Origin of the sequence: Bifidobacterium saimiriisciurei (assembly GCF_010667655.1) — a bacterium.
GTDB lineage: Bacteria > Actinomycetota > Actinomycetes > Actinomycetales > Bifidobacteriaceae > Galliscardovia > Galliscardovia saimiriisciurei.
On record NZ_WHZU01000001.1, the window covers coordinates 168,668 to 194,794 of the forward strand.

Annotated in this window: 18 protein-coding genes; 8 read left to right on the forward strand and 10 right to left on the reverse strand. The window is 64.0% G+C overall.

What is annotated here, in order from left to right:
- Positions 1 to 109 precede the first annotated feature (109 nt).
- Complete coding sequence (locus GFD18_RS00625) at positions 110 to 3,832, forward strand: phosphoribosylformylglycinamidine synthase (protein WP_163200058.1); 3,723 nt, start codon at positions 110 to 112, stop codon at positions 3,830 to 3,832.
- A gap of 500 nt (positions 3,833 to 4,332) precedes the next feature.
- Here GFD18_RS00625 and GFD18_RS00630 read toward each other — a convergent pair whose 3' ends face one another.
- The 4 genes from GFD18_RS00630 to GFD18_RS00645 all read right to left on the reverse strand — a co-directional run bounded on the left by GFD18_RS00630 (position 4,333) and on the right by GFD18_RS00645 (position 8,743).
- Positions 4,333 to 5,178 (reverse strand): EcsC family protein, encoded by an 846-nt coding sequence (locus GFD18_RS00630; protein WP_204313996.1) that lies wholly within the window; start codon positions 5,176 to 5,178, stop codon positions 4,333 to 4,335.
- A gap of 145 nt (positions 5,179 to 5,323) precedes the next feature.
- Entirely contained in the window at positions 5,324 to 6,532 is a 1,209-nt protein-coding gene (locus GFD18_RS00635; protein WP_163200059.1) for a pyridoxal phosphate-dependent aminotransferase, read from the reverse strand.
- Positions 6,533 to 6,626: 94 nt separating this feature from the next.
- Positions 6,627 to 7,055 (reverse strand): hypothetical protein, encoded by a 429-nt coding sequence (locus GFD18_RS00640; RefSeq protein WP_163200060.1) that lies wholly within the window; start codon positions 7,053 to 7,055, stop codon positions 6,627 to 6,629.
- 29 nt (positions 7,056 to 7,084) lie between these two features.
- Positions 7,085 to 8,743 carry a Y-family DNA polymerase gene (locus tag GFD18_RS00645; protein WP_163200061.1) on the reverse strand — a complete coding sequence of 553 codons (1,659 nt, stop codon included), beginning with the start codon at positions 8,741 to 8,743 and terminating at the stop codon, positions 7,085 to 7,087.
- Between the two features lie 128 nt (positions 8,744 to 8,871).
- On the opposite strand from GFD18_RS00645, the gene purF reads away from it, so the two are divergent.
- From purF to GFD18_RS00680, 7 genes are all read left to right on the forward strand, one after another.
- The gene (purF, locus tag GFD18_RS00650) at positions 8,872 to 10,386 is read left to right on the forward strand and encodes an amidophosphoribosyltransferase (protein WP_163200062.1); all 1,515 of its coding nucleotides are present in this window, start codon (positions 8,872 to 8,874) and stop codon (positions 10,384 to 10,386) included.
- Positions 10,387 to 10,574: 188 nt separating this feature from the next.
- Entirely contained in the window at positions 10,575 to 11,615 is a 1,041-nt protein-coding gene (gene purM / locus GFD18_RS00655; RefSeq protein ID WP_163200063.1) for a phosphoribosylformylglycinamidine cyclo-ligase, read from the forward strand.
- A gap of 88 nt (positions 11,616 to 11,703) precedes the next feature.
- Entirely contained in the window at positions 11,704 to 12,978 is a 1,275-nt protein-coding gene (purD, locus tag GFD18_RS00660) for a phosphoribosylamine--glycine ligase (protein ID WP_163200064.1), read from the forward strand.
- 463 nt (positions 12,979 to 13,441) lie between these two features.
- Entirely contained in the window at positions 13,442 to 15,193 is a 1,752-nt protein-coding gene (locus GFD18_RS00665; RefSeq protein WP_225432829.1) for a vWA domain-containing protein, read from the forward strand.
- Positions 15,190 to 16,065: a 5-bromo-4-chloroindolyl phosphate hydrolysis family protein gene (locus tag GFD18_RS00670; RefSeq protein WP_163200065.1), complete on the forward strand. Its 876-nt coding sequence runs from the start codon at positions 15,190 to 15,192 to the stop codon at positions 16,063 to 16,065. The genes GFD18_RS00665 and GFD18_RS00670 overlap by 4 nt, the downstream gene beginning before the upstream one ends.
- Positions 16,062 to 17,159 carry a hypothetical protein gene (locus tag GFD18_RS10995; protein ID WP_225432827.1) on the forward strand — a complete coding sequence of 366 codons (1,098 nt, stop codon included), beginning with the start codon at positions 16,062 to 16,064 and terminating at the stop codon, positions 17,157 to 17,159. The genes GFD18_RS00670 and GFD18_RS10995 overlap by 4 nt, the downstream gene beginning before the upstream one ends.
- A gap of 3 nt (positions 17,160 to 17,162) precedes the next feature.
- Complete coding sequence (locus tag GFD18_RS00680; RefSeq protein WP_163200066.1) at positions 17,163 to 18,308, forward strand: toxic anion resistance protein; 1,146 nt, start codon at positions 17,163 to 17,165, stop codon at positions 18,306 to 18,308.
- Between the two features lie 169 nt (positions 18,309 to 18,477).
- Here GFD18_RS00680 and GFD18_RS00685 read toward each other — a convergent pair whose 3' ends face one another.
- The 6 genes from GFD18_RS00685 to GFD18_RS00710 all read right to left on the reverse strand — a co-directional run bounded on the left by GFD18_RS00685 (position 18,478) and on the right by GFD18_RS00710 (position 26,006).
- Positions 18,478 to 19,362, reverse strand: a complete 885-nt coding sequence (locus GFD18_RS00685) for a metal ABC transporter solute-binding protein, Zn/Mn family (RefSeq protein ID WP_404801596.1) — start codon at positions 19,360 to 19,362, stop codon at positions 18,478 to 18,480.
- Between the two features lie 584 nt (positions 19,363 to 19,946).
- Positions 19,947 to 21,032, reverse strand: a complete 1,086-nt coding sequence (locus GFD18_RS11000; RefSeq protein WP_225432824.1) for a hypothetical protein — start codon at positions 21,030 to 21,032, stop codon at positions 19,947 to 19,949.
- A gap of 9 nt (positions 21,033 to 21,041) precedes the next feature.
- On the reverse strand, positions 21,042 to 21,512 hold the full coding sequence (locus GFD18_RS00695) for a Fur family transcriptional regulator (protein ID WP_163200067.1): 471 nt from the start codon (positions 21,510 to 21,512) through the stop codon (positions 21,042 to 21,044).
- 267 nt (positions 21,513 to 21,779) lie between these two features.
- Positions 21,780 to 22,622, reverse strand: coding sequence for a sugar phosphate isomerase/epimerase family protein (locus GFD18_RS00700; RefSeq protein ID WP_163200068.1), 843 nt, complete (start codon positions 22,620 to 22,622; stop codon positions 21,780 to 21,782).
- Between the two features lie 60 nt (positions 22,623 to 22,682).
- Positions 22,683 to 23,837, reverse strand: a complete 1,155-nt coding sequence (locus GFD18_RS00705) for a Gfo/Idh/MocA family protein (RefSeq protein ID WP_100509883.1) — start codon at positions 23,835 to 23,837, stop codon at positions 22,683 to 22,685.
- A 105-nt stretch (positions 23,838 to 23,942) separates the two neighbouring features.
- Entirely contained in the window at positions 23,943 to 26,006 is a 2,064-nt protein-coding gene (locus tag GFD18_RS00710) for an FAD-binding protein (RefSeq protein ID WP_163200069.1), read from the reverse strand.
- Positions 26,007 to 26,127 lie beyond the last annotated feature (121 nt).

Below are 26,127 nucleotides of genomic sequence, written 5' to 3' on the forward strand. Positions count from 1 at the left end.
GAAGCCGCCAAGGGGAGGTGAACGCGTGAACGGCGTCCCTCCCCTTGGTTGTTTTTCACCGACGAGCCCGACCTGACGGGGCCATACGAATCAAGAAAGGAAAACTGCAGTGGTTTTTCGCATCTATGTTGAGAAGAAGCCCGGCTTCGACGTGGAGGCGCAGCAGCTGAACAACGAGCTGCGCACCATCCTCGGCGTCGAGGGTCTCAAGGGCCTGCGCGTCATCAACCGCTACGACGTGGAGGGCATCAGCGAGGAGCTGTTCCGCCAGTGCGTGCCCACCGTGTTCAGCGAGCCGCAGACCGACGTGGCCACCGACGAGCTTCCCGAGACCGGCGACGCCGCCGTGTTCGCCGTGGAGTTCCTGCCCGGCCAGTTCGACCAGCGCGCCGATTCGGCGAGCGAATGCATCCAGCTGATCAGCCAGGGCGAGCGCCCCGATGTGCGCAGCGCCAAGGTGTATGTGCTCGAGGGCGCGCTCTCCGACGACGACATCGCCACCATCAAGCACTACGTCATCAACCCGGTGGAGGCCCGCGAGGCTTCCCTCGACACGCGCGACACCCTGAAGATGGAGGTCGCCACGCCGGGCAAGGTGGAGGTCATCGACGGCTTCCTCGAACTGGACGAGGCGGGTCTCGCCAAGTTCATCGATGACCGCGGTCTGGCCATGGACCTCGCCGACATCAAGGTGTGCCAGGAGTACTTCGCCAAGGAGCAGCGCAACCCGACGATCACCGAGATCAAGGTCATCGACACGTACTGGTCGGACCACTGCCGCCACACCACGTTCGGCACGCAGCTGACGAACGTCGAGATCGACGACGACGTGGTCAAGGCCGCGTTCGACAAGTACCTCGCCATCCGCCACGAGCTCGGCCGCGACGAGAAGCCCGTGTGCCTCATGGACATGGGCACGATCGGCGCCAAGTACCTCAAGGCGCACGGCGTGCTGAGGAACCTCGACGAATCCGAGGAGATCAACGCCTGCACCGTGAAGGTGAAGGTCGACGTGAACGGCGAGGACGAGGACTGGCTGTTCCTGTTCAAGAACGAGACGCACAACCACCCCACCGAGATCGAGCCGTTCGGCGGCGCTGCCACCTGCATCGGCGGCTGCATCCGCGACCCCCTGTCGGGCCGTTCCTACGTGTACCAGGCCATGCGCGTCACCGGTGCCGCAGACCCGACCGTGCCGGTGTCCGAGACGCTTGAGGGCAAGCTGCCGCAGCGCAAGCTCGTGACCACGGCCGCCGCCGGCTACAGCTCCTACGGCAACCAGATCGGCCTCGCCACCGGCCAGGTCGACGAGCTGTACCATCCGGGCTACGTGGCCAAGCGCATGGAGATCGGCGCCGTGGTGGGCGCCACCCCGGCCGACCATGTGCGCCGCGAGACCCCGGCCCCCGGCGACAAGATCATCCTGCTGGGCGGCCGCACCGGCCGTGACGGCATCGGCGGAGCCACCGGCTCCTCCAAGCAGCTCGACATCGACTCCCTCGAGGAGTGCGGCGCCGAGGTGCAGAAGGGCAACGCCCCCATCGAGCGCAAGCTGCAGCGTCTGTTCCGCCGCGGCGACGCCTGCCGCCTCATCAAGCGCTGCAACGACTTCGGCGCGGGCGGCGTCTCCGTGGCCACCGGCGAGATCGCCGACGGCCTGACCATCGACCTCGACAAGGTCACCAAGAAGTACGAGGGCCTTGACGGCACCGAGCTGGCCATCTCCGAATCGCAGGAGCGCATGGCCGTGGACGTGGCCGCCGAGGATGTGGACGAGTTCCTCGGCTACGCCCGCGAGGAGAACCTCGAGGCCACGGTCATCGCCACCGTCACCGAGGACCCGCGCATGGTCATGACGTGGAACGGCGACACCATCGTGAGCCTGAGCCGCGCCTTCCTCAACTCCAACGGCGCCCCGAAGTACATGGACGCGCATGTGGAGCAGGGCGGCACCTACGAGACCCCGTGGAAGGGCGCCACGCTGTCCGAGCGCATGCACGAGCTGGTCACCGACATCAACGTGGCCTCCAACAAGGGCCTGTCCGAGCGCTTCGACTCCACCATCGGCGCGGCCACCGTGCTCATGCCGTTCGGCGGCAAGGAGCAGCTGACCCCGTCGCAGGCCATGGTCGCGAAGTTCCCGGTGTTCGGCGAGACCACCACCGCCTCCGCGATGGCCTGGGGCTTCAACCCATACATCATGTCGGCCAACCAGTTCACCGGCGCCTACCTGTCGGTGGTCGAGTCCATCTCCAAGCTGGTCGCCGCGGGCTTCCGCCGCGAGGACGCCTACCTGACGTTCCAGGAGTACTTCGAGAAGCTGCGCGAGGACCCGAAGCGCTGGGGCAAGCCGCTCGCGGCCGTGCTCGGCGCGCTCATGGCGCAGGTCGACCTCGGCGTCGGCGCCATCGGCGGCAAGGACTCCATGTCCGGCAGCTTCGAGGACCTCGACGTGCCGCCGACGCTGGTGAGCTTCGCCGTGGCCGTGGGCCCGATGGGCCGCGCCACCTCCCCGGAGTTCAAGAAGGCCGGCCACGACGTGGTCCGCATCGCCCCGCGCTACAAGGCCGATGGCCTGACTCCGGAGCCGGAGAGCCTCATCGAGGTGCTGTCGGTCATCGAGAACCTCGTCGATGACGGTCAGGTGGCCGCCGTCTCCACGCCGGGCTACGGCTGCACGGCCGAGACGCTGTTCAAGGACACGCTGGGCAACCGCATCGGCGTGAAGCTCGACGATGCCATCGCCCTTGACGACCTGTTCGCCCCGGCATACGGCAGCTTCATCGTGGAGCTGGCCGACCAGGGCAAGCTGCCGGCCGTCTCCAACCTGGTGTGCATGGGCAAGATTGGCGAGACCACCGAGGCCTACGAGTTCGCGGCCTGCGGCGAGACGCTCGACCTGGCCGACGTGCAGGAGGCCTGGGAGCATGGCATCGAGGATGTGTTCCCCTACCGCGGCAAGGGCGAGACCGTCGAGACCGTGAGCTTCACCGCGCCGAAGAAGACCGTGTACACGGGCGCTTCCGTGGCGAAGCCGCATGTGGTCATCCCGGTGTTCCCCGGCAACAACTGCGAGTACGACACGGCCGCCGCGTTCGAGCGCGCCGGCGCCGACGCCACCACGCTGATCGTCAACAACCTCACGCCCGAGGCCGTGGCCGAGTCCACGCAGGCCCTGGTCGACGAGATCCGACGCAGCCAGATCGTGATGATCCCCGGCGGCTTCTCCGGCGGCGACGAGCCCGACGGCTCCGCCAAGTTCATCACCGCGTTCTTCCGCGCCCCGGCCGTCACCGAGGCCGTGCGCGACCTGCTGCAGAACCGCGACGGTCTGATGCTCGGCATCTGCAACGGCTTCCAGGCGCTCATCAAGCTGGGTCTGGTGCCGTTCGGCGACATCGTGCCGATGACCGACGAATGCCCGACGCTGACGTTCAACACCATCGGCCGCCACCAGAGCCGTCTGGTGCGCACCCGCGTGGCTTCGAACCTCTCCCCGTGGCTGGCGAAGACCGAGGTCGGCGACGTGCACACGGTCGCCATCTCCCACGGCGAGGGCCGTTTCGTCGCCAACGACGACGTGCTGGCGCAGCTCAAGGCCAACGGCCAGATCGCCACGCAGTACGTGGACGAGGCCGGCGTGCCGAGCATGGACCTAAACGTCAACCCGAACGGCTCGCTGCTCGCCATCGAGGGCATCACCAGCCCCGACGGCCGCGTGTTCGGCAAGATGGGCCATTCGGAGCGTAGCGGCAACGGCCTCTACGTGAACGTGCCCGGCGACAAGTACCAGCCGATCTTCGAGGCCGGCGTCGAGTACTTCACCGCCTGACGCTGACACTCTGAGCGACCAAAACGGGGAACAGACCGCTCATTCGGCCTGTTCCCCGTTTTTTCATGCCCAAATCGCCGAAATCCGAGGTTTACACGCGCAAATTGTCGCCGAAAGGCCCTCTTCGCGACAATTTGCGCGTGTAAATCACGGGATTCACGCTATCGCAGCACGGCTTTGATGCGGCGGACGGCTTCGGCGAGTTCGGGCTCGGATTTGAGCAGGCTCAGACGAATGAATTCTGAATAGGATGGGGCGTATGCCGGTTCATCCGGTCATGCGCCCCGTCTTGTTCGTTGCAATGGTCGTCTCGTTGACGTCATGCGTCCTGCATGGCAAGTTGCTATGCCTCCATACGGCAAGGTTTGTGGGTCTATCCAATCGCGAAAACACAAAGTGGGGCTATTGCATACATGAGGAAGTCCTTTTCGACGTCCCTATGTATGCAATAGACCCACAAACCTCTTAATGAATGAATTGGTCCGATCGGACGACATCAATCAGTCGATGTCGTTCAGCAGGAAAACGTTGTAGGCCTTGTCCGCGATTATCTTCGTACCGGCGAAATCCATGCCGGCTCCGACCAACGCCCCGGCGACCGGCACGACCTTCACCAGATTGATGGCGCCCTTGGAACCGAATTTGGTGAGAAGCCGGAAGCCCACCTTCTTGTTGATGTTCATCAGCACCTGTCCGGGAAGCTTCTTCAACATGGCCATGGTGACCTTGTTTGCGACCTCTATGCCGGTCTTCTTTACGATATCCGTGATGGATGTGCCGACAAGGCACATATATGCCAGCGTCTGCACCTCGTCGTCGTGCGGATCGTATCCGCCCATATAGGCGAGCGCGGCGATCATGCGCATCTGCACATAAATCACGCTGGTGATATTCGCCGGTATGGTCACAGGCATGGTGATGAATCCACCGAAGCCGGTGACGAATCCGGACGTGGAGCATTTCGCGATCTGATTGGCGATGAACATCCTGGCCGCCTTCTCCGGCGAATCATACCGGTCCAGGTACTCCTGCGCCAAGGCATCGCTGCTTTTGCTGACCTTGGGGATGCCGTTCAGTGCGGCCGCATAGCACTTGTCCAGAATCTCGGACATCTGCTCTTCGGTCAACGACGGTGCAGACACGTTCGAGGCAACGTCTTTCATCGCATTCGCGGCATCGCTACCGGCCTGCTTTACCGATTCTCCAGCCTGCCCTGCGACCTTTTCGACCTCGTTGACGGCGTCCTTGGCCGCCTTGCCGACACCATCGACGGCGTTCTTCGCCGCTTGGCCTGCATTGTCGATGGCGTCTTTCGCCATGTTGCCGATGCCGTCGATGATGCTCACAGGCGTCTCCCTCGTCTCATGTCATGTGGCTGCAAGTGCCCCGTTGCAACTTCATAAAGAAGTTTACATTCTTACAAGCCATAAGACACATGGGCATGTTTGCAACAATGTCGGAGGGCTGTCTGGATTCACCTATCCACGTCGTCTAGCGCAAAGCAATCTGGATGCGGCGGACGGCTTCGGCGAGTTCGGGCTCGGATTTGAGCAGGCTCAGACGAATGTAGTCGGCGCCGACATGACCGAAGCAGGTGCCGGGCAGCACGGCGACGGCGGCGTGGTCGAGCAGGTGGTCGGCGAGGCGCTCACCGTTCCAGCCGCCGTCACGGGGCACGTGCGCCCACACGTAGATGCCTCCGGCTGAGTCGAACACGTCGAGTCCGGCCTCGCGCAGTCCCTCGGCCACGATGCGACGACGGGCGGCGTAGCGTTCGGCGAGTTCGGCGACGCATGACTGGTCGGAGAGCAGCGCCGCGATGCCGGCGTCCTGTATGCTGCCGGTGATCATGGAGCCCATCTGATAGTGGTAGAGCTTGAGCCGTGAGACCACGGCCTCGTTGCCCGCCACGAATCCGGCGCGCCAGCCGGCCATGGCGTACATCTTCGACAGTGAGCACACCTCGACGGCCACGTCGAACGCACCGGGAATCTCGAGGATGCTGTGCTGCTGTGCATCCGGCCCGCCGACGCCGAGGCCCGTGTAGGCGTAGTCGTGCACGATGACGAACCGATGCTCACGCGCCAGTTCGACGGCGCGACGCAGGAATTCAAGGGACGCCTGGGCTCCGGTGGGATTGTTCGGATAGTTGAGCACCAGCATCTTCACACGGTCCCAGGTGTCGGCGGTCACGGCGTCCAGGTCGGGCAGGAATCCATGGTCGGCGAGCGCGGGCAGCAGTATCTCCTCGGCACCGTGCATGACGGCCATGCAGTGGTATGAGGGATAGTAGGGGTCGACGAACGCGACGGCGTCGCCGCGGTCGATGAGGATGGCGTAGAGTCCGGCGAGCCCGTCGACCGCGCCTTCGACGGCGAACAGCTGCGTAGGCCAGTCGAGTTCCACGCCGTGCACGTTGCGGTACCATTCGGCGGCGGCCTCGAGAAACGCGGGCTTGCCGTCGAACGGTGTGTATCGCGCGTTGGCCGGATCGTCGACGGCCTTCTTGGCGACGGCGCGGATGAATTCGGCCGGATAGGCGTCGGGGTTGCCCTTGGCGAGGTCGATGACGTCCGCGCCCGAGGCGACGGCCTTCGCGACCTTCCGGTCGGTGACGGCGAACACGTTGGGCGGTATCGATTCGGCAATCGGCGCGAACGGCACCGGACATGAACGGACGTTGGAATCGGCTGCAAGCATGGTGATGGTCTTCTCCTGACTGATTCAATCACGCCCGAATATACCGTTCTTGCGTCGCGTTCCGCATGGGATTGATCAGCGGAGGCTATAACGGTTATCTATTGGCCGCTATTTCATGGATGTCCACGATGTCCTGCAGGGCGATGGTCTGCCCGTTGCCAAGTATGAGCAGCCGGTGCACGGTGTCGATGCGGCGGAGCGTGTCGCCGACGGTGACGTAGACGCCGCCGTCCTTGCGGGGGTCCGGCATGAAGAACGTCACCGAGACCTGCGGATGGTCCGACGCATGTTCGACGATGTGCCGCAGCCGTTCGTCCAACACCTGACGTTCGTCGTCACCGAGCTCCACACGCTGTTGGGTCTGCCTTGCCGTCTCCATGATGATGGCGTCGTAGCCGCTGAGCGCGGCGAACGGCATGAATTGCGCGGCGCGTTTGCGCAATGGCATATGCGGTCGTGTGGATGACCGGTGATGCGGCCTGTCGATGATGTCGTCGTATCGGTGGGTCGGGGTGAGGGGCATGAGACTCCTTTCCATGAGGTTCCGTTGGCTTAGGCGGCATGGCCGCCAATCTGGCTGTTGCGCTCGATGCCGGTGGCTCCTTCCTCGAGGTTCATGCCTTTGATGACGGCGTTTCTGCCGAACCGGTGTTTGATATCCAGCAGGGTCTTCTGCACGTCATGCTCCCGCCGCTCCCCTACCGCCGACTCCCGCCGCCGACGTTCCTCGGCTTCCGAGTCGGTGAACAGGTCGGGCTGTTCGTAATGGTCGCCGGCCGATTGCACGACGGCCGCTCCCTCCCCGTTCTTCTCCGGTTTGAGCCGTCCGGCGACGATGGTGATGCGACGGACGGTCAGGTTCGGATCGACGGCTCGGTCGTATATCCTCGTGGCCGCGTCGACGATGCGGCGGGCGGATGACGTATACGGCAACGTTTCCGTGCCGTGCGCGGCTTTCGGGATTTTCCTCCCGTAATGGTCCGTGTCAACCACGCCGGCATAGTGCGACGCATCGGTCCGGGGCGCCTCCCCCATGCCGCAGTCGTCCTTCCTGCCGCCGAGGTTCTCGATGTCGTAGCCGACCATGAGCGACACGCAGTCGGTCCGCTCGTTTCGTTCGACCATGTCTAACGCCAGCTGGTCGGCCATCTCCTTGACGATGATGCGGGCGTGCGCGAAATCATAGGGCTCGTGCAATACCTGTCCGATGCTCATGCTGTTGGATTCGGGGCGGTACGCCTTGATGTCGGCGATGGTGCACGGCTCCCATCCCCATGCGTGGTCGATGAGTAGTTCCGCGTTCACGCCGAACAGCCGGTACAGCAGATTCTCGTTGTAGAAGTCGGTGGGACCGCCGAGCGAGCAGCGTGCGACATCGCCCATGGTGTTGAGCCCGTGGGCCTCGAGTTTTTTCGCATAGCCGCGCCCGACCCGCCAGAAGTCGGTGAGCGGCCTATGATCCCACAGCAGCCGCCGGTACGACATCTCGTCGAGCTCGGCGACGCGCACGCCGTCGCGGTCGGCCGGCATGTGCTTGGCGACGATGTCCATGGCGACCTTGGCGAGATACAAGTTCGTGCCGATGCCGGCCGTGGCAGTGATGCCCGTGGTCGCGAGGATGTCTCGAACGATGGTCATGGCCAGCCGGTGCGCAGTCATGCCGCAGGACTTCAGATACCGCGTGACGTCCATGAACACCTCGTCCACGGAATACACGTGGATGTCCTCGGCGGCGGCGTATTTGAGATAGATGCCGTATATCTGCGCGCTGCATTCGAGATACATCGCCATCCGCGGCTTCGCCACGACATACGTCAGTGCCAGACGTGGGTTCTCCGCCAGTTCCGATGCCAGATACGACTCCCCCATGAACCGCCGGCCGGGCGCGCGAAGACGCCGTTCGGCGTTGACCTGCCGTACCTTCTGCACCACCTCGAAAAGCCTGGGCCGACCGGGAATGCCGTATGCCTTGAGCGACGGCGAGACCGCGAGACAGATGGTCTTCTCCGTGCGGCTCGCATCAGCCACCACCAGATGCGTGTTCAGCGGGTCGAGGCCGCGTTCCACGCATTCCGCCGACGCATAGAACGACTTCAAGTCGATGGCGATGTACGTCCGGTCGCGCAATCCCTCCTCACCCCCTGCCAAGCCCGAGCCTTCATCATCAAGACAAACAAACAAATGTTCGAATACCGTTTTCGAGACTATCATATCTCGAACATATGTTCGAATAAACGCCGTGTCGTTCAGCGCCACGACGGGGCGTCGGTTGTAGTGCGCGGTTGGTAACGTGGGAGCGATTGAATCCTGCGTTAACTCTATATGAAGGAGCGAGTGGCTTGTCCGCCGAACTGGAAGAAATTCACGAGGAATGCGGCGTTTTCGGCGTCTGGGGTCATCCGGATGCGGCACGTCTCACCTATTTCGGTCTTCACGCCCTGCAGCACCGCGGCCAGGAGGGCGCCGGCATCGTCTCGAACGATAACGGCCACCTCATCGGCCACCGTGGTCTGGGCCTACTCACCCAAGTGTTCGGCGACGAACGCGAAATCACCCGTCTTGCCGGCGACAAGGCCATCGGCCACGTGCGCTACGCCACGGCCGGCTCCGGCTCCACCGACAACATCCAGCCGTTCATCTTCCGCTTCCACGACGGCGACATGGCCCTGTGCCACAACGGCAATCTCACCAACTGCCGCACGCTGCGCCGTCATCTCGAGGACGAGGGCGCGATCTTCCACTCCAACTCCGACACCGAGGTGCTCATGCACCTCATCCGCCGCTCCGACCAGCCGACCTTCATGGACAAGCTCAAGGAGTCGCTGCGCAAGGTGCACGGCGGATTCGCCTACCTGCTCATGACCGAGGACGCCATGATCGGTGCGCTCGACCCGAACGGCTTCCGCCCGCTGTCCCTCGGCCGCATGAAGAACGGCGCCTATGTGCTCGCCTCCGAGACCTGCGCGCTCGACATCGTCGGCGCCGAACTCGTGCGGGACATCCGCCCGGGCGAGGTCATCGTCATCAACGACGACGGCTACACCATCGACACCTACACCGACCACACGCAGCTTTCCATCTGCTCCATGGAGTTCATCTACTTCGCCCGCCCCGACTCCAACATCTACGGCGTCAACGTGCACTCCGCCCGCAAGCGCATGGGCGCACGCCTCGCCCAGGAGTCCCCGGTCGACGCCGACATGGTCATCGGCGTGCCGAACTCCTCGCTCTCCGCGGCCTCGGGCTACGCGGAGGAGGCCGGCCTGCCCAACGAGATGGGCCTCATCAAGAACCAGTACGTGGCACGAACCTTCATCCAGCCCACGCAGGAGCTGCGCGAGCAGGGCGTGCGCATGAAGCTCTCCGCCGTTCGCGGCGTGGTCAAGGGCAAGCGCGTCGTCGTCATCGACGACTCCATCGTGCGCGGCACCACGTCCAAGCGCATCGTGCAGCTGCTCAAGGAGGCCGGCGCCGCCGAGGTGCACATGCGCATCAGCTCGCCGCCGCTGAAGTACCCGTGCTTCTACGGCATCGACATCTCCACCACCAAGGAGCTCATCGCCGGCAAGAAGAGCGTGGAGGAGATCCGCGAATACATCGGCGCCGACTCCCTTTCCTTCCTGTCGCTCGACGGCCTCGTCGAATGCATCGGTCTGCACGAGGACGCCCCGTACGGCGGCCTGTGCGTCGCCTACTTCAACGGCGACTACCCGACCGCCCTCGAGGACTACGAGCAGGACTTCCTCAAGTCGCTCACCCCGGAGGACCGCAAGCGCCTGCCCGAGTTCGCGCTCTACAAGAGCAAGTACGTAGGCAACGAATACTCCTGCCAGCAGGCCGGGGCCAAGGCCTGACGGTCCGTCCGTCGGGCAGCCGCTCCAACGGCCGGCGGCCCGACGGACGATTTCAACCATCCGCAACAGTTCGATATTCGATAGACACAAGTTCGATAGACACAAGTTCGATAGACACAAGTTCGATAGACACATCCGACGCGTCGGCCGACACACCGACGCACATCGACATTCACGAAAGGACCATCATGCCCGAAGCGTATGAAAAGGCAGGAGTCAGCGTCGAGGCCGGCTACGAGGTCGTCAAGCGCATCAAGTCCCACGTCGCCCGCACCAACCGTCCCGGCGTCGTCGGCGGCATCGGCGGCTTCGGCGGCCTGTTCGACCTCGCCTCGCTCGGCTACAAGGAGCCGGTGCTGATCTCCGGCACCGACGGCGTCGGCACCAAGCTCGTCGTCGCCAAGATGGCGAACAAGCACGACACCATCGGCATCGACTGCGTGGCCATGTGCGTCAACGACATCGCCGCCCAGGGCGGCCAGCCGCTCTTCTTCCTCGACTACATCGCCTGCGGCAAGAACGACCCGGCCCTGCTCGAGCAGGTCGTCGCCGGCGTGGCCGACGGCTGCGTGCAGGCCGAGGCCGGCCTCATCGGCGGCGAGACCGCCGAGATGCCCGGCATGTACGACGAGGACGAGTACGATCTCGCCGGCTTCACCGTCGGCGTGGCCGAAAAGTCCGCCATCGTCGACGGCTCCACCATCACCGCCGGCGACGTGCTCATCGGCCTGCCCAGCTCCGGCGTCCACTCCAACGGCTTCTCCCTCGTGCGCCGCGCCCTGTTCGACCAGGCCGGCTACACCGTCGACACCGAACTTCCCGAACTCGGCGGCGCCAAGCTCGGCGACGTGCTGCTCACCCCCACCAAGATCTACGTGAAGACCCTCAAGCCCCTGTTCGCGGCCGGCGTCGTCAAGGGCGTCGCCCACATCACCGGCGGCGGCTTCATCGAGAACATCCCGCGCATGATCCCCGACGGCCTCGCCGCCGACATCAAGCTCGGCACCTGGCCCGTCCTGCCGATCTTCGACGTGCTCGAGAAGGCCGGCGAGATCGACCACAAGGAGATGTACAACATCTTCAACATGGGCATCGGCATGGTGCTCGCCGTCTCCAAGGACCGCGCCGACGAGGCGCTCGCCATCCTCAAGGAGCATGACGAGGCCGCCTACGTGCTCGGCTCCATCGTCGAATCCGCCGACGGCAACCAGATCACGCTGCACGACTGATTCGCCACTCGTACGATTCGATTACGCAGCAACGGCAATACGCATCAATCGAACAAACGCACTGAACTGATTGAAAGGACTTGACATCATGGGTCAGAAAGTACTGGTCATCGGCTCCGGCGCCCGCGAGCACACCATCGCCCACACCCTGCTCAAGGGCGACACCGTCGACGAGGTGTTCGTCGCCCCCGGCAACCCCGGCATGAGCGCCGACGGCATCCACATCGTGCAGCTGAGCGAGGAGAACCACGCCGCGCTCATCGACTTCGCCGTGCAGAACGACATCGACTGGGTGTTCATCGGACCCGAGGTCCCGCTCATCGAAGGACTCGTCGACGACTACGAGGCAGCCGGCGTCAAGGCGTTCGGCCCCAACAAGAAGGCCGCCCAGATCGAGGGCTCCAAGACGTTCGCCAAGGAGCTCATGCAGCGTCACGACGTGCCGACCGCCGCCTACGCCACGTTCGAAAGCCTCGAACCGGCCGTCGACTACGTCAAGGAGCACGGCGCCCCCATCGTCATCAAGGCCGACGGACTCGCCGCCGGCAAGGGCGTCACCGTCGCCATGACCGAGGTCGAGGCCATCGAGGCCCTCGAGGAGATCTTCGTCGACCATCGTTTCGGCGCGGCCGGCGCCTCCGTCGTCATCGAGGAGTTCCTCGAAGGCCAGGAGTTCTCCCTCATGAGCTTCGTGCGCGGCGAGGAGTTCTGGACCATGCCGATCTCCCAGGACCACAAGCGCGCCTACGACAACGACGAAGGCCCCAACACCGGCGGCATGGGCGCCTACAGCCCCGTCCCGCAGATCGCCCAGTCCGTCGTCGACCAGGCCGTCGAAACCATCGTCAAGCCCGTCACCAAGGCCATGGTGGATGAAGGCACCCCCTTCACCGGCATCCTCTACGCCGGCCTCATCGCCACCGCCGACGGCCCCAAGGTCATCGAGTTCAACGCCCGCTTCGGCGACCCCGAGACCGAGGTCGTGCTCCCCAAGCTCACCTCCGACCTCGGCGCCGGCATCTGGGCCATCCTCAACGGCGAAACCCCGACGTTCACCTGGGACGAGCAGCGCTCCACCCTCGGCGTCGTCCTCGCCTCCGACGGCTACCCCGTCAACGTCATCAAGGGCGCCAAGGTCCCCGACATCGCCGTGGACGCCGACTCCCACGTCTACTACGCCGGCGTCACCACCACCGGCGAGAACGGCGACCAGCTCATCGCCAACTCCGGCCGTGTGCTCCTCGTCGAAACCACTGCCGACACCCTGCAGGCCGCTCAGGACAAGGTCTACGCGATCATCGACTCGCTCGATACGACCGGTCTGTTCTATCGCCACGACATCGGCGCAAAAGCGCTGAAGTGAAATAACGGAGTGTCCGCGGCATTATGGGAGATTCGATGTACTGAGCGCACCTTCATCTCCCACGCCTTGCGGCCACACACGTTATTTCCCTTCAGTGAGCGTGCCCAGCCCCCTCGTCAGAGGGGGCTTTTGCGTAGTGGCCGGATCCCCCACAAAACCGATGGCGCTCCGTCATGCCCGCCCACCCGTCGGTGGTGCGATGACGCGTGCGGCATCAAGACACGGCAGGACGAAGGCGTACAACAGTACGTCGAATCCTCCGCAACGACGATGACGCTCCGTCATCACATCACCGGGCGCCGCAAACATCACCTGCTGTTCACTTTGCGTTCATACTCCAATCCACGTCCGGCAACACCGCCGGACGACAATGAAGTATACGGATACATGTCTCTTCGTCGTTTCGGGGGATATTCGATACATGACGACCGGCGACGAGGGGACTCGAATAACAGGAGATGAGATGTTCAGGGCAGTGCATTCGTCGATGAAAACCTGGACGGTCGCGGCCATAGCCGCGGTTCTCGCAATGGTGATGATGCTCGCCGGATGCGCGGGCGGTACGGATTCCCAGAAGAACGGCGGTGGCACATCGTCCGGCGACACGTCGCAGACCGACCCGACATCGTCGGCCAAGCCAACGGTCTCGAACAACGGCAAGACCGAAACCTACAAGCCGGCTGACGGCAATGCCACGGCCACATTGAAGATCGCCTCCGGCTCGGAGAACAAGGAGGTGTCCGCGGCCATCCAGCGCGCGGTCGACGACTCCAAGATCGGCGTGACCATCGACTACATGGGATCGCTCGACATCATGAACGTGCTGAAGAACGGCGGCAAATCATACGACGCCGTCTGGCCGGCGTCGAGCATGTGGATCACCATGGGCGACACCAAGCATATCGTCAAGGACCAGCAGAGCACCTCCACCACGCCCATCGTGTTCGGCATCGCCAAGTCCAAGGCGCAGCAGCTCGGCTGGGCCAACGGCGACGGCACCACCAAAGCCGTGAAGACGCAGGACGTCATCGACGCGGTGAAGGCGAAGAAACTCACGTTCTCCATGACCAGCGCCACGCAGTCGAACTCCGGCGCCAGCGCCTACCTCGCGTTCCTCACCGCCATCGCCGGCAAGAACCAGGCCCTCACCAAGGCCGATCTCGACAATGCGAACGTGCAGGCCAACGTGCACACGCTGCTGTCCGGCGTGGACCGTTCGTCCGGCTCGTCCGACTGGCTCAAGGACATGGTCGTGGCCAATCCCGACCGGTTCAACGCCATGGTCAACTACGAAAGCCTCGTCATCCAGGCCGACAAGGTCCTGACCCAAAAGGGCAAGGACCCGCTGCTGGCTGTATACCCCTCGGACGGCATCGCCGTCTCCGACTCCCCGCTCGGCTATGTCGACCGCGGACAGAACCTCAACGACGCCTACGACTCCTTCGCCAAGGCCCTGAAGTCCAAGGACGCGAAGCTGCTGTTCGAGCGCGCCGGCCGTCGCACCGGCCTCGCGGGCGTGCTCACCTACAAGAACGATGCCAAGGTCAAGGATGCGTTCCGCAGCGAATGGGGCATCAACACCGGGGCCGACGCCTTGAAGACCATTCCGCTGCCGGCGGCCGACGTCATCGACGAATCGCTGAACGTCTACCAGTCGAGCCTGCGCAAGCCCAGCTGGACGGTATGGGTGGTCGACTACTCCGGTTCCATGCAGGGCGACGGCAAGGACGGCGTCGTGCGCGGACTCAACGCCGCGCTCGACCAGACGCAGGCCAGGCAGTCGCATCTTGAGGCCGGCAAGAACGATGTGAACATCCTCATCCCGTTCTCCGGCGACGCGCAGGAGCCGACCAAGTCGACCGGCGCCGACACGACCGCCATTCTGCAGCGCGGCCAGGCGACCGACACCATCGGCGGCACCGACATCTACGACGGTCTGGAGAAGGCCCTGCAGAACCTGCCGAAGAACACCGGCGACTACACCACGGCCATCGTTCTGATGACCGACGGCGTCTCGCAGACCGGCAACAAGGACGCGTTCACCAAGCAGTACAAGGCCTCCGGCCACGACGTGCCCGTGTTCTCCATCATGTTCGGCCAGGCCGATCCCGCCCAGCTCAACGAACTCGCCAAGCTCTCCAACGCGAAGGTGTTCGACGGACGATCCGAGGACCTGGCTTCCATCTTCCGCCAGGTGAAGGGATTCAACGGATGATCAGCACCATCATCAGCTTCCTCGCCGGACTCGGGCTCGCCGCCCTCACGTTCTGGGTGGCGGGCGGCGGCATCGTCGGTCTCGTCGGCGCGGTGGTCGTGGCCGCCGGCGGATACATCGGCGTCTCGTACCTCACCCAGCCGGAACGCAAACTCGGCAAGGTGCTTGCATCGGCCGTGCCCAACGGGCAGAAGGCCGTGGAGGCCATCGACATGGCCAACGCGCGCATGAACGCCATCAGCGGCCTGATGTCCCAGGTGCGCGACCCTGCCGTACGCAAGGAGGTCAACGACATCGTCGTGGCCACGAAGGCGCTCACGGCGTTCGTCGAGGACAATCCCCGTTCGTACGAGACGCTGCGGCATTTCATCAACGTGTATGGCGACCAGACGCAGAACCTGCTGCAGGGCTATGTGGAGGTGGAGCGTTCCGGCGCCCGCGACCAGATAGCGAAGGCACGCATCGACACCATCAACGCCATGCAGGTGCTCGAGCAGACCGCCGCCGGCGAGCTCTCGCACGCCGTGGAGGCGAAGACGCTGGCCCTGTCCGCCGATTCGGAGGCCATCGCGCGGTTGGCCAGCATGGACGGCTACAGCGTGGAGACGGCGCATGACACCTTGCCGGGCGATGCACAGGCGCGGTCCCAGCGGAACGGCCGGCGCCCCGCATCGACATATACGTCGCCGATCCCGTACGACCGGCCGGCGAACGGACCGATGAACGTGCCGGCGGGAACGCCCGGGCCGCTGCCGGCGTCCGGACCATCGCCGGCATCCGGAGCCGGCGCGGCGGAAACGCCGACGGCACCTTCGCCGGCCGCGGACGTTCCCGCCGACGATGGAACGGCTCAGAAAGGAGTCAGGTCGTGAAACTTTCGAAATCGAAGATCATCGGTCTCGCCGCGCTGCTCGTGGTGGTGCTCGTGCTCGGCGGCGTCACCGTGCTGCGCAACTGGAAGGCCAGCACCGCCCCCAAGCCCGTGAAGACCGAAAGCGTGACCGGCTATCTCGGCGGCGAGAAGATCACGCTGTTCGAGGACCAGCAGTTCAAGGACCTCGCCGCGAAGAACGGCCTGAAGATCGACTACCGCAAGGCCGGCTCGCTGTCCATGATGGATGCCGACAACAACGGCATGGACTATCTCTTCCCGTCGTCCAAGGTCGCCGTCGAATACGGCAAGTCGAAGAAGATCGACACGTCGGGCGCCGACATCGTGTTCAACTCCCCCATCGTCATCTACACGCACAAGCAGGTGGCCGACGGCCTGGTGAAGACCGGCATGATGAGCAAGACCGACGGCGTCTACCATATGGACATGGCCAAGGCCGTCGACGCGCTGAAGACCAACAAGACGTGGGCCCAGGTCGGCTGGTCGGGCGGCTACGGGCAGTTCCGCATCGACTCGACCGACCCGGTGAAGTCGAACTCCGGCAACGAGTACGCGGCCCTGGTGGCCACGGTATTGAACGGCGGGCAGCCCGCGACCGTGCAGTCCGTGCAACGCGACCAAGCCACCCTGCAGTCCATATTCTCGAAATCCGGTTGGATGGAGACGAGTTCGGAGGACAGCTTCAACCAGTTCCTCACGCTTGGCGTCGGATCGAAACCCATGATGATCGGCTATGAGAGCCAGGTGCTCGACGTGGCCGCCAACCAGCCCGACGCATGGAACCAGGTGAAGGACGACATCGTCATCGTCTACCCGACGCCGACGGTATGGTCCACGCATATGCTCATCCCGCTTGACGACAAGGGCCGCAAGCTGCTGACGCTCCTCAAGAGCGACGACATGCAGAAACTCGCCTGGCAGCGGCATGGGTTCCGTTCGGCGAACTTCACCGGCACCGACGGCATCAAGCGGTTCAAGGTGCCCGGCACCGTGGACCAGGTCACCGCCGTCTCCGAACTGCCCAGCAACGACGCCATGCAGGCGATCATCACCACGCTCTCGAAAGGACAATGAACCATGAAGGAAATCTCTCTCAGCGACCTCGCGGGAGGCTCGCAGACCAGTGCCGTGGACCTCGCCGCACCGTCCGGGGACCAGGCGCTGGCCGCCGACGCCACGCCCGACCAGCAGATCGCGAAGCTCAATCCGGCGGATCAGGCGAAGGTGACGCAGCTGGCCGGCTCGCTCGACCTGACCAAGGCCGGCATCGAATCCGCATACGGCAAGGACGTGCAACGCGCTACGTCCACGTTCGCCGACGACATCCTCGCCAAGACGCGTTCGAAGGACGCCGGCCAGGCGGGCGAGCTGCTGCAGGGTCTGCTCGTCACCGTGGACGAGGCGGAGCTGAGCGGCATCAAGAAGGTACCGATCCTCGGCACGATCGCCGTGAACATCAACAAGCTGCGCCGCCGCTACGAGAAGGTCTCCACGCAGATCGACGACATCGTCGCCAAGCTGGAGGGCGCGCAGAGCCAGCTCGTCTCCGACATCTCGATGTTCAACACCATGTATGACCGCAACGCCGAGCAGTACCGCGACCTGAAAATCACCGTGCTCGCCGGCAAGAAGGCGCTGGCGGACTTCAACGCGAACCAGCTGCCAAAGCTCGAGCAGGAGGCCGCCGCGTCGCAGGACCCGATGCAGGCGCAGATCCTCTCCGACTTCAAGGCCAAGCTGGAACGCTTCGCCAAGCGGCTCGACGACCTCGACCGCGTAAGCGTGATCTGCCTGCAGACCGCGCCGCAGATCAAGATCATCCAGAACGCCGACCAGATGGTGTGCGACAAGATCGACACCACCATCTCCACCACGATTCCGGTGTGGAAGAGCCAGATGGTCATCGCGCTCGGCCTAGAGAACCAGCGTCAGGCGCTCGACCTGCAGAAGAAGACCGACGACGTGACCAACAAGCTTATCCAGGCCAACGCCCGTGCTCTGCATCAGGGTGCCGTGGACGCGGAGAAGGCGAACCAGCGTTCCGTGGTCGACATCGAAACGCTGGAGAAGGTGAATTCCGAACTCATCGCCACGCTGCGCGAGACCGTGCAGATCCAGAAGGAGGGCAAGGCCAGCCGCGCCGCCGCCGAGGTGAAGATGCGTCAGCTCGAAGGCGATCTGAAGAACGCGCTCATCGAGAACGCCCAGCAGCTGGGGCGGTAAGGGCAGCTTTCCGAGATACGAGATATGTATTGGCTCCCCTCGCTGAGGGGAGCTGGCCGCCGCAGGCGGTCTGAGGGGAGTTGAGTACCCGAGGTGCCACTCCCCCAGTCGACTCACGCCATTGGCTCCCCTCAGCAAGGGAAGCCAATGGGTATTCTTATACTTTCACTCACTTCACGGCACCGGTGAAGTCGTCGACCAGCGCGCTCATCCAATCGGTGAGGTTCGTGTACTCCTTCGGCATCTGCTCGGTGAGCTTCACCACGGGCACATCGCCTTCCGCCGCGGCAGCCTCCAGATGCTCGGTGGTGTCGTTCGATTCCTGCGTGTTGAGCACGAATACCTTCATCTTTCCGGCCTTCAGCGCGTCGGAGAACTGCTTGATGTCGGCGGGCGAGGGCTCGCTTTCGTTGGCGCTGGCGTTCTTGTAGCCGCTGGTGGTGGCGTCGGTCATGCCGAGGTCGTCGGCGAGGTACCATGCCACGGACTCGCTGGCGGCGTACGGCACGCCCTTGGTCTTGGATTCGGCCGCCTTGATCTTGTCCTCGACCTTCTGCTCCTGGGCCTCCCATGCCTTGTGCCGCTGTTCGAAGTAGTCCTTCTGGTCGGGCATGGCCTTCTCGTAGGCTGCGGTGATGGCATCGGCGGTCTTCTCGCGCACATCATGGGAGAACCAGACGTGGGGATTGTCGCCTTCCTTGATACCGTCGGTCTCGGCGGCGTTCACCACGTCGGCCTTGGTGCCTTCCGTGGCCTTGGACGCCCATGAATCGTAGTCGGCGCCGTTCACGACGGCGACCTGCGCCTTGGCGAACGCGGCGACGTCGGATGTCGTCGGCTCGTAGTCGTGGGCCTCCACGTTCGTGCTCGCCATGATCGACTTCACATCGACCTTGTCGCCTCCCAGCGCCTCAGCCACGGAACCCCACTGGTTGATGCTCGCCACCACCGCGATCTTCTCGGATGACCCGCCGCCGGACGTCCCCGCACCGCCGCACGCCGCCAAACCGATGGTCATGATCGCCGCCGTTGCGGCAGCCGCCAGCATGGTCATCCCGCGCCTGAACCGATTCGACGCAATTGCCTTGGTCCTGTCGCTGCCGGTCATGCTTGTATCGTTCATTGTTCGTCGTCTTTCTACCGTTGCATTCCCCTCTCTGAGGAAATCCACGCTCTTAGTATACACATAAATTGATAATCATTTTCATTATTGGATAAATTTCTTTTCCATTGGCAAAACCATGAATCAATCCCGAAAACACGAACCGAGGGCATCTGCCCCCAGTCGTCATCCGACAATCGTCGAAATTCCAATGCCGCGTTTGTTCCCAGCCGGCCGTCCTTGCCACGGAGCGTCATATAACGGCATTTGGGCGTTCCCCGCCATTCATACGCGTCACCGAACGACGATGTCCCCTCTTATTGCATTCCGTGCCACGAACCCCAACCGACACTCCACCGCCCTTGTTGCAATTTCAACGGTTTCGAACCAAACCACTCTTCATGAAAGCCCATCCGCCGTCACGGAATGGATAATCGCGGCAAAATGGCTTTCCCTGCCGAACTTTTCCGCCACGAAGCGAAAAAACGCAACGAAAACGGGCTCCGTGCCAAAAATCCGGAGCGAAAAGCCGGAGTTCACTGCCTCAACGCGGTGATGAGGTCCTGCATGGCGTCGTTGGGTGGCAGTTCGGTCACGTTCTGCACGGTGTCGACGGTGCCGGGCACGCCGAACCGCCTGATGGAGTCGGTGCCGGAGAAATCCACGCTACGGAAGCCGTGCCGCTCCCATGCGAGCTTCTGCGCCGGCTTCGATTCCAGCAGCGTCAGCAGCCTCTCCCCCTTGGCGTCGAGCGCCATGAACGTGTGCGTGCTCCACACGGTCGGCGTCGGATACGCGATGACCAGGTCGTCCTTCACCTGCGCGTAGGCGTCGGGATTGTTGACGGCGAGATCGAGAATCTGGCTTTCATAGCCGACCATCATGGGCTTGGAGCCCACGCCGAGCGTGAGGAACTGGCTGAAGCTGTCCTCGGAGGAGGTCTCCATCCACCCGGACTTCGCGAAAATCGAACGGATCACGGCGGCGTCGCGTTTCACCGTCGCCCGCGTGGCCGGCTGCCCGCCGTTCATCGTATTGGCCAGCAACGCCGCGTATTCGTTGCCGGAATTGGATTTCACCGGGTCGGTGCTTTCGATGTGGAACACGCCGTAGCCGCCCACGTACCCGACCTGGGCCCATGTGCGCCCGGCCTTCATGGCGTCGACGGCCTTCGTCATGTCGAGCCGCCACACGTCGCCGTCACGGCGCATGATGCCCGACTTCGCCAGCCCCTCGGCCACGGATTTGTGCGTGTAGACGACGATGGGCGAGTTGAAGACGATGTCCTGCCTCGCGGCCTTGACGCCCTTGGAGGCGCCGTATTCGACTGCGGTGCGCGACGAGGGAAACAGGTAATCCATGCCCGACCGGTCGGCCGTCATCATGTCGAGGGAGCCGGCCTTGCGGTAGTCCACCTTGAGTCCGGAGTCGGCGGCGAGCTTCGTGAATTCCTCGTCGTCGAACAGGCCGGTCTTCTCGCCGCCGAGGTATCCGGTCACGGATACGGTCGACCGGGCCGGTCGGGATTCGGGCTTCGACGTCGTTCGCCATACCGCGAATCCGCAGATGACCGCGACCACGACGATCAAGGATATGAGCCCGACGATCCTGTTCCTGTTCATATTCCCATTTCAGTCGGTGGCGTTGACTTTGCCTGTGGAGGATTCATCGGCGGCCTCGACGCCATCGTCGGCGGATCGCCTCTCGGCGTCCGCGCATTCGGCGCACACGCCGAAGATCTCAAGAATATGGTGGCTGATGGCGAAGCCGTTGTCCTCGGCCACCTTGCGGAACCATGCCTCGCTCGGCGGTTCGATGTCGATGGTCTTGCCGCAGCGCTCGCATACAAGATGATGGTGGTGCCGCTGCGCGTCCTCGCCGCAGTCGCGGAACAGCTGCTCGCCGCCCATGCGGATGGTGTCGGCCTCCCCCGCCGCCGCCATGGCGTTGAGCTGACGGTATACGGTGGCCAGACCGATCTTGGAGCCTGCGTCCTGCAGCCGGCGGTGCAGGTTCTGCGCGGATATGAAATCATCCGTCTGCCGCAGCGCCGCACGAACCGTTTCCTTCTGAACCGTCCGCCTTGTCAGATGCTCGACCATGCATACCCCGTTTGCCGTGAACTCATTCGTTGCGCGTACTCATACAGAACGCACTCATATAGAATACGCACGTCAACGACCAAAAATACGGGCCCAAAATCCCATTATCAGCGATTTACGGTGCGTTGCGGTCGTTTCCGGAACGGAAAACGACCATGACGCACCGCGAATCGGCGATATCGGGGTCTTGGGCCCGTATTTCAATAACCGATTACTTCATCTGTGCCATGATTGCCCGTCATGACCATCCGTCATGACATACGACGATTACAGCGGCCAGTAGGGGGCCACTTCCTTGTCGAAGGCGTCGGACACCTTCTTCGCCACGACGGCGGGGTCGGTGTCCCAGATCTTCTGGTTGAACAGCTCGCATTCGATGTCGCCTCGCCAGCCGGTGTTCCATACGGCCTCGGTGAGCGGCTTGAAGTCGATGACGCCTTCGCCCATGTAGTGGCGGCTGAGCAGCGGATCGGCCTCGAGAGGGGTCTTCCAATCGCACACCTGGTACGTGGCGATGCGGCCTTCGCGTCCGGCGCGGGCGATGGATTCCTGCACCTGCGGGTCCCAGAAGATGTGGAAGGTGTCGACGGTCACGCCGACGGCCTTCGGATTGAACGGCGCGGCGATGTCAAGCGCCTGGCCGAGCGTGGAGACGCAGGCACGGTCGGTGCAGTACATCGGATGCAGCGGCTCGATGGCGAGCGTCACGCCGGCGTCGAGGGCGTCCTTCTCAAGCTCGGCGAGCGCCTCGCCGATGCGCAGGCGCGCGCCGGTGAGGTCCTTGGAGCCTTCGGGCAGGCCGCCGACGACGAGCACGAGCACGTGGCAGTCGAGCGCGGCGGTCTCCTCGATGAGCTTGCGGTTGTCGTCGATGGAGGCGCGGCGGGCGGGCCCCTCCTCCATGGTGAAGAAGCCGCCGCGGCACATCGTGGAGACGCGCAGGCCAGAGTCCTTCACCATCTGGACGGCGGTTTCGAGGCCGACGGCCTCGACGGGTTCGCGCCACAGGCCGATGCTCTGGTAGCCGGCGGCCGAGCACACGTCAAGCGCGGTCTTGAGGTCCGCGTACTTGATGGTGGCCTGGTTCATGGAAAGAATCGGATTGGTCATGATTGATGCTTCCTTAGTGCTTCAATGCTTCCGTATGCTTCCGCGAGGATACCGACCGGGTCACAGCAGGTTTTCGGGGACCTCGATCTTGCGGCCTTCCTTGGCGCTTTCGTAGCCGAGGTTGGCCAGACGCACGCCGCGGGCGCCGGATTCGAAGTCGTACGGGTAGGGCTTGTGCTCGACGAGGGCGCGGATGTACTCCTCCCACTGGGCCTTGAAGCCGTTCTCGAACTGCTCGTCGGTGGCGATCTCCTGCCAGTTGTCCCAGTAGTTGTGCGGATCCGGGACGTCCGGGTTCCAGAAGGCGAGCGGCGTGGCCGGGCGGGCCTGAATCTTGGCGGTGAACAGGCCGATGACCGCGGAGCCGAGCGTGCCGTCCACCTGGAACTCGACGAGTTCGTCGCGGAAGACGCGGGTGTTCCAGGAGGAGTTCATCTGCACGGTGATGCCGTTGACGGTGTTGAACACGGCGTAGGCGGCGTCCTCGGCGGTGGCGTCATAGTGGTTGCCCTGCTCGTCCCAGCGGTCGGGAATCTCGGTCTTGGCGTCGGCGTAGACGTCGGTGATGCGGCCGAAGAGGTTCTCGATGATGTAGTTCCAGTGCGGGAACATGTCGGAGATCATGCCGCCGCCCTGCTCCTTCTTGTAGTTCCAGCTGGGGCGCTGAGACTTGTGCCAGTCGCCTTCGAACACCCAGTAGCCGAACTCGCCGTGCACGGAGAGGATGCGGCCGAAGAAGCCGGAATCGATGAGGCGGCGCAGCTTGAGGAAGCCGGGCAGGAACAGCTTGTCGTGTACCACGCCGGAGACGACGTCGTGCTCCTTGCCGAGCTTGACGAGTTCGACGGCGTCCTCGAGGGTCTCGGCGATGGGCTTCTCGGTGTAGACGGCCTTCTTGCCAGCCTTGATGGCCTTTTCGATGGCGGCCACGCGGGCGGATGTGACGAGGAAGTCGGCGTACAGCGGGTACTTGTCGTCGGCGAGGACCGAGTCGAGGTCGGTGGTGTACTTGATGCCGCCGTGCTTTTCGGAGACGGCCTTGAGCTTGTCCTCGTGACGACCGACCAGGATTGGGTCGAGCTGCACGCGGGAGCCGTCGGAGAGTTCGACGCCGCCCTGCTCGATGATCGGGAGGATGGAGCGCACGAGATGCTGGCGATAGCCCATGCGGCCGGTCGCGCCATTGAGAATCACGCCCAGAGTCTTATCTGCCATGATGGTTGTTCCTTTCGGGATTGTGTTGTGTTTGATTGATTGACGATATGCGTATTGGTATTGGTGGCTCCCCTCATGGTTGGGGGGAGCCGGGATCCTGCGGAATCAGTCGATGTTGCCGTTCTCGCGGTAGGAGCGCCAGACGTTCTCGAAGAAGTCGTCGTCCTCGGGAATCGGGTGCACCGGTCGCCAGCTGCAGGAGACGGTGCCGTTGGCCTGGGTGTCGGAGTCCTGGCTGAACTTCGTCTCCTGGGTCACGCCGTTGTAGGCGCCGCCGTCGAGCTTGAAGCGGAAGATGTCCTCCATGTCGAGCGGGGTGTCGGGGTCGTCGCCGTAGCCCTTGACCGGCAGTTCGCCTTCGGGGTTCGTGTAGAGCACGGAACCGCGGGAGGTGTTGCCGGCGTGGTCGGCGTATTCGGCCATGGCGCCGAGGTACACGTAGGCGGTGGTGAGGATGTCGCGCACGAGGAACAGGCGGTCGACGCTGCGGCGGGAGCCGGCGTTGGCGCTCACGGTGCTTTCGTATTCGTCGAGCCATTCGCCCACCTGGCGGTATGCGGCCTCGACCTCGTCCTTCTGGCGGACGGGGCCGGCCTTGGCGCTCATGAGCTCCTGCACGTCCTTCATGTACTGGTGCACATTCTCGGAACCGCTCTGCTCGGCGCGCGCGGTGGCGGTGTCGAACAGGTCGAAGTCCTCCTTCGCGCGGTTCGCGACGGCGGCCTCGAACGCGGCGTCGTCGAGGGTGGCGGCATCGGCACGGCGGGCGGCGATGTACGTCGCGGCGCGGATGGCGGCGACCTGACCGGCGTTGAGGCCGGTGCCGCCGGGACGGTACACGCCGTGCACGCCGTCGGCCTCGCCGATCGGGAACATGCCTTCGACGTTGGAGCGCCACCAGGCGTCCATGACCAGTCCTCCGTTGTTGTGCTGGGCGCACAGGTCGATGCGCAGCATCTCCTTCTCGAGGTCGACGCCCGGGTTCTTCTCCAGATAGAACTGGTAGGCGGGCTCGTTCATGTGGCGCAGGCGCTCGATGGGGGTGCCGGTCAGCGCGCCGGCCTGCTCGAGGTACTCGTAGGCCTCCTTGTCGAGCTTGGAGGCGTCGAGCTCGGGCTGCACGGGGTTGGAGCGGAAGTCCAGGTACACCTTGCGGCCGCGCAGCACGGTCTCGCGGTAGACGAGCAGGTCGATGAGCGAGCTGCCGTCGCGGGCCTTGCGGATGTCGAACGGCCACTGGTAGCCCTTGAGGAAGATCAGCGAGAGCTGGCGGCCGTAGTCCGGGATGGCCTCGGAGAGGAACTCGCGCTCGTCGGAGCCGTCCTGGGCGGTGGAGACGAAGCGCGGCAGCACCTGCATGTAGGTGCCGGAGACGTTCCACTTCGGGTTGGTGGAGGCGAGGCCGAACTGCCATTCGGTGAGGTTCTTGCCGTCGACGCCCGCACGGTAGGCGGCGCCGGAGGCACCCCACTGGCCGTTCGGGTACACGCGGTTGCTGTAGATGCCGGCAGGGCCGCCGGTCGCGTAGACGAGGTTGGCGGTGCGCAGCACGAGGAAGCGCGACTCCTCGGCGCCGTCCTGCACGTCGGTGCGCAGCACGAGCAGGCCGACGACCTTGCGGCCGCCCTTGCCGTCGTCGGCGGTGAGGATGTCGACCACGCGGCAGCGGTCGTAGGTGTGGATGCCCTTGGACTCCACCGAGGCCTGCAGATGCTCGACCATAGACTTGGAGGTGTAGGGGCCGATGGACGTGGCGCGACGGCGGGGGTCGTGGTCGGTCTTGTAGCCGATGTACTCGCCGTACTTGTTGCGCGGGAACGGCACGCCGAGGTCGCACAGGTGCAGGAAGCCCTGGGCGGAGACGGCCGCCTCCACGAGCGCGGTGTCGCCGTCGACGGCGCCGCCTTCGAACAGGGTCTGCGCCATCTCGCGCACGGAGTCGGGGTCGCCGCCGGAGAGGGTGAGCTTGTAGTAGGTCTGCTTGTCGGAGCCGGCGTTGCGGGAGGTGCCGCCGTTGATGTGGTCGGAGACCAGCACCACGTCGGTGACGCCCAGGTCGTACAGGCGTTCCGCGGCGCAGTATCCGGCGGCGCCGGTACCGACCACGACGGCCTGGTGGGTGACGACCGGCACGTCGTGGCCGGCGATCGTGAGTGTGGTTTCGTTCATATTGGTGCCTTAGTGAGGTGCCGGACGTTCATCGTCCGGAAGAACGGTTGTATGGGGGAATATGGAGGGAAAAGAGTGGGTGTGGCCCCTTCCCGGGCGTCGGGCCGAATGCCGTGGACGA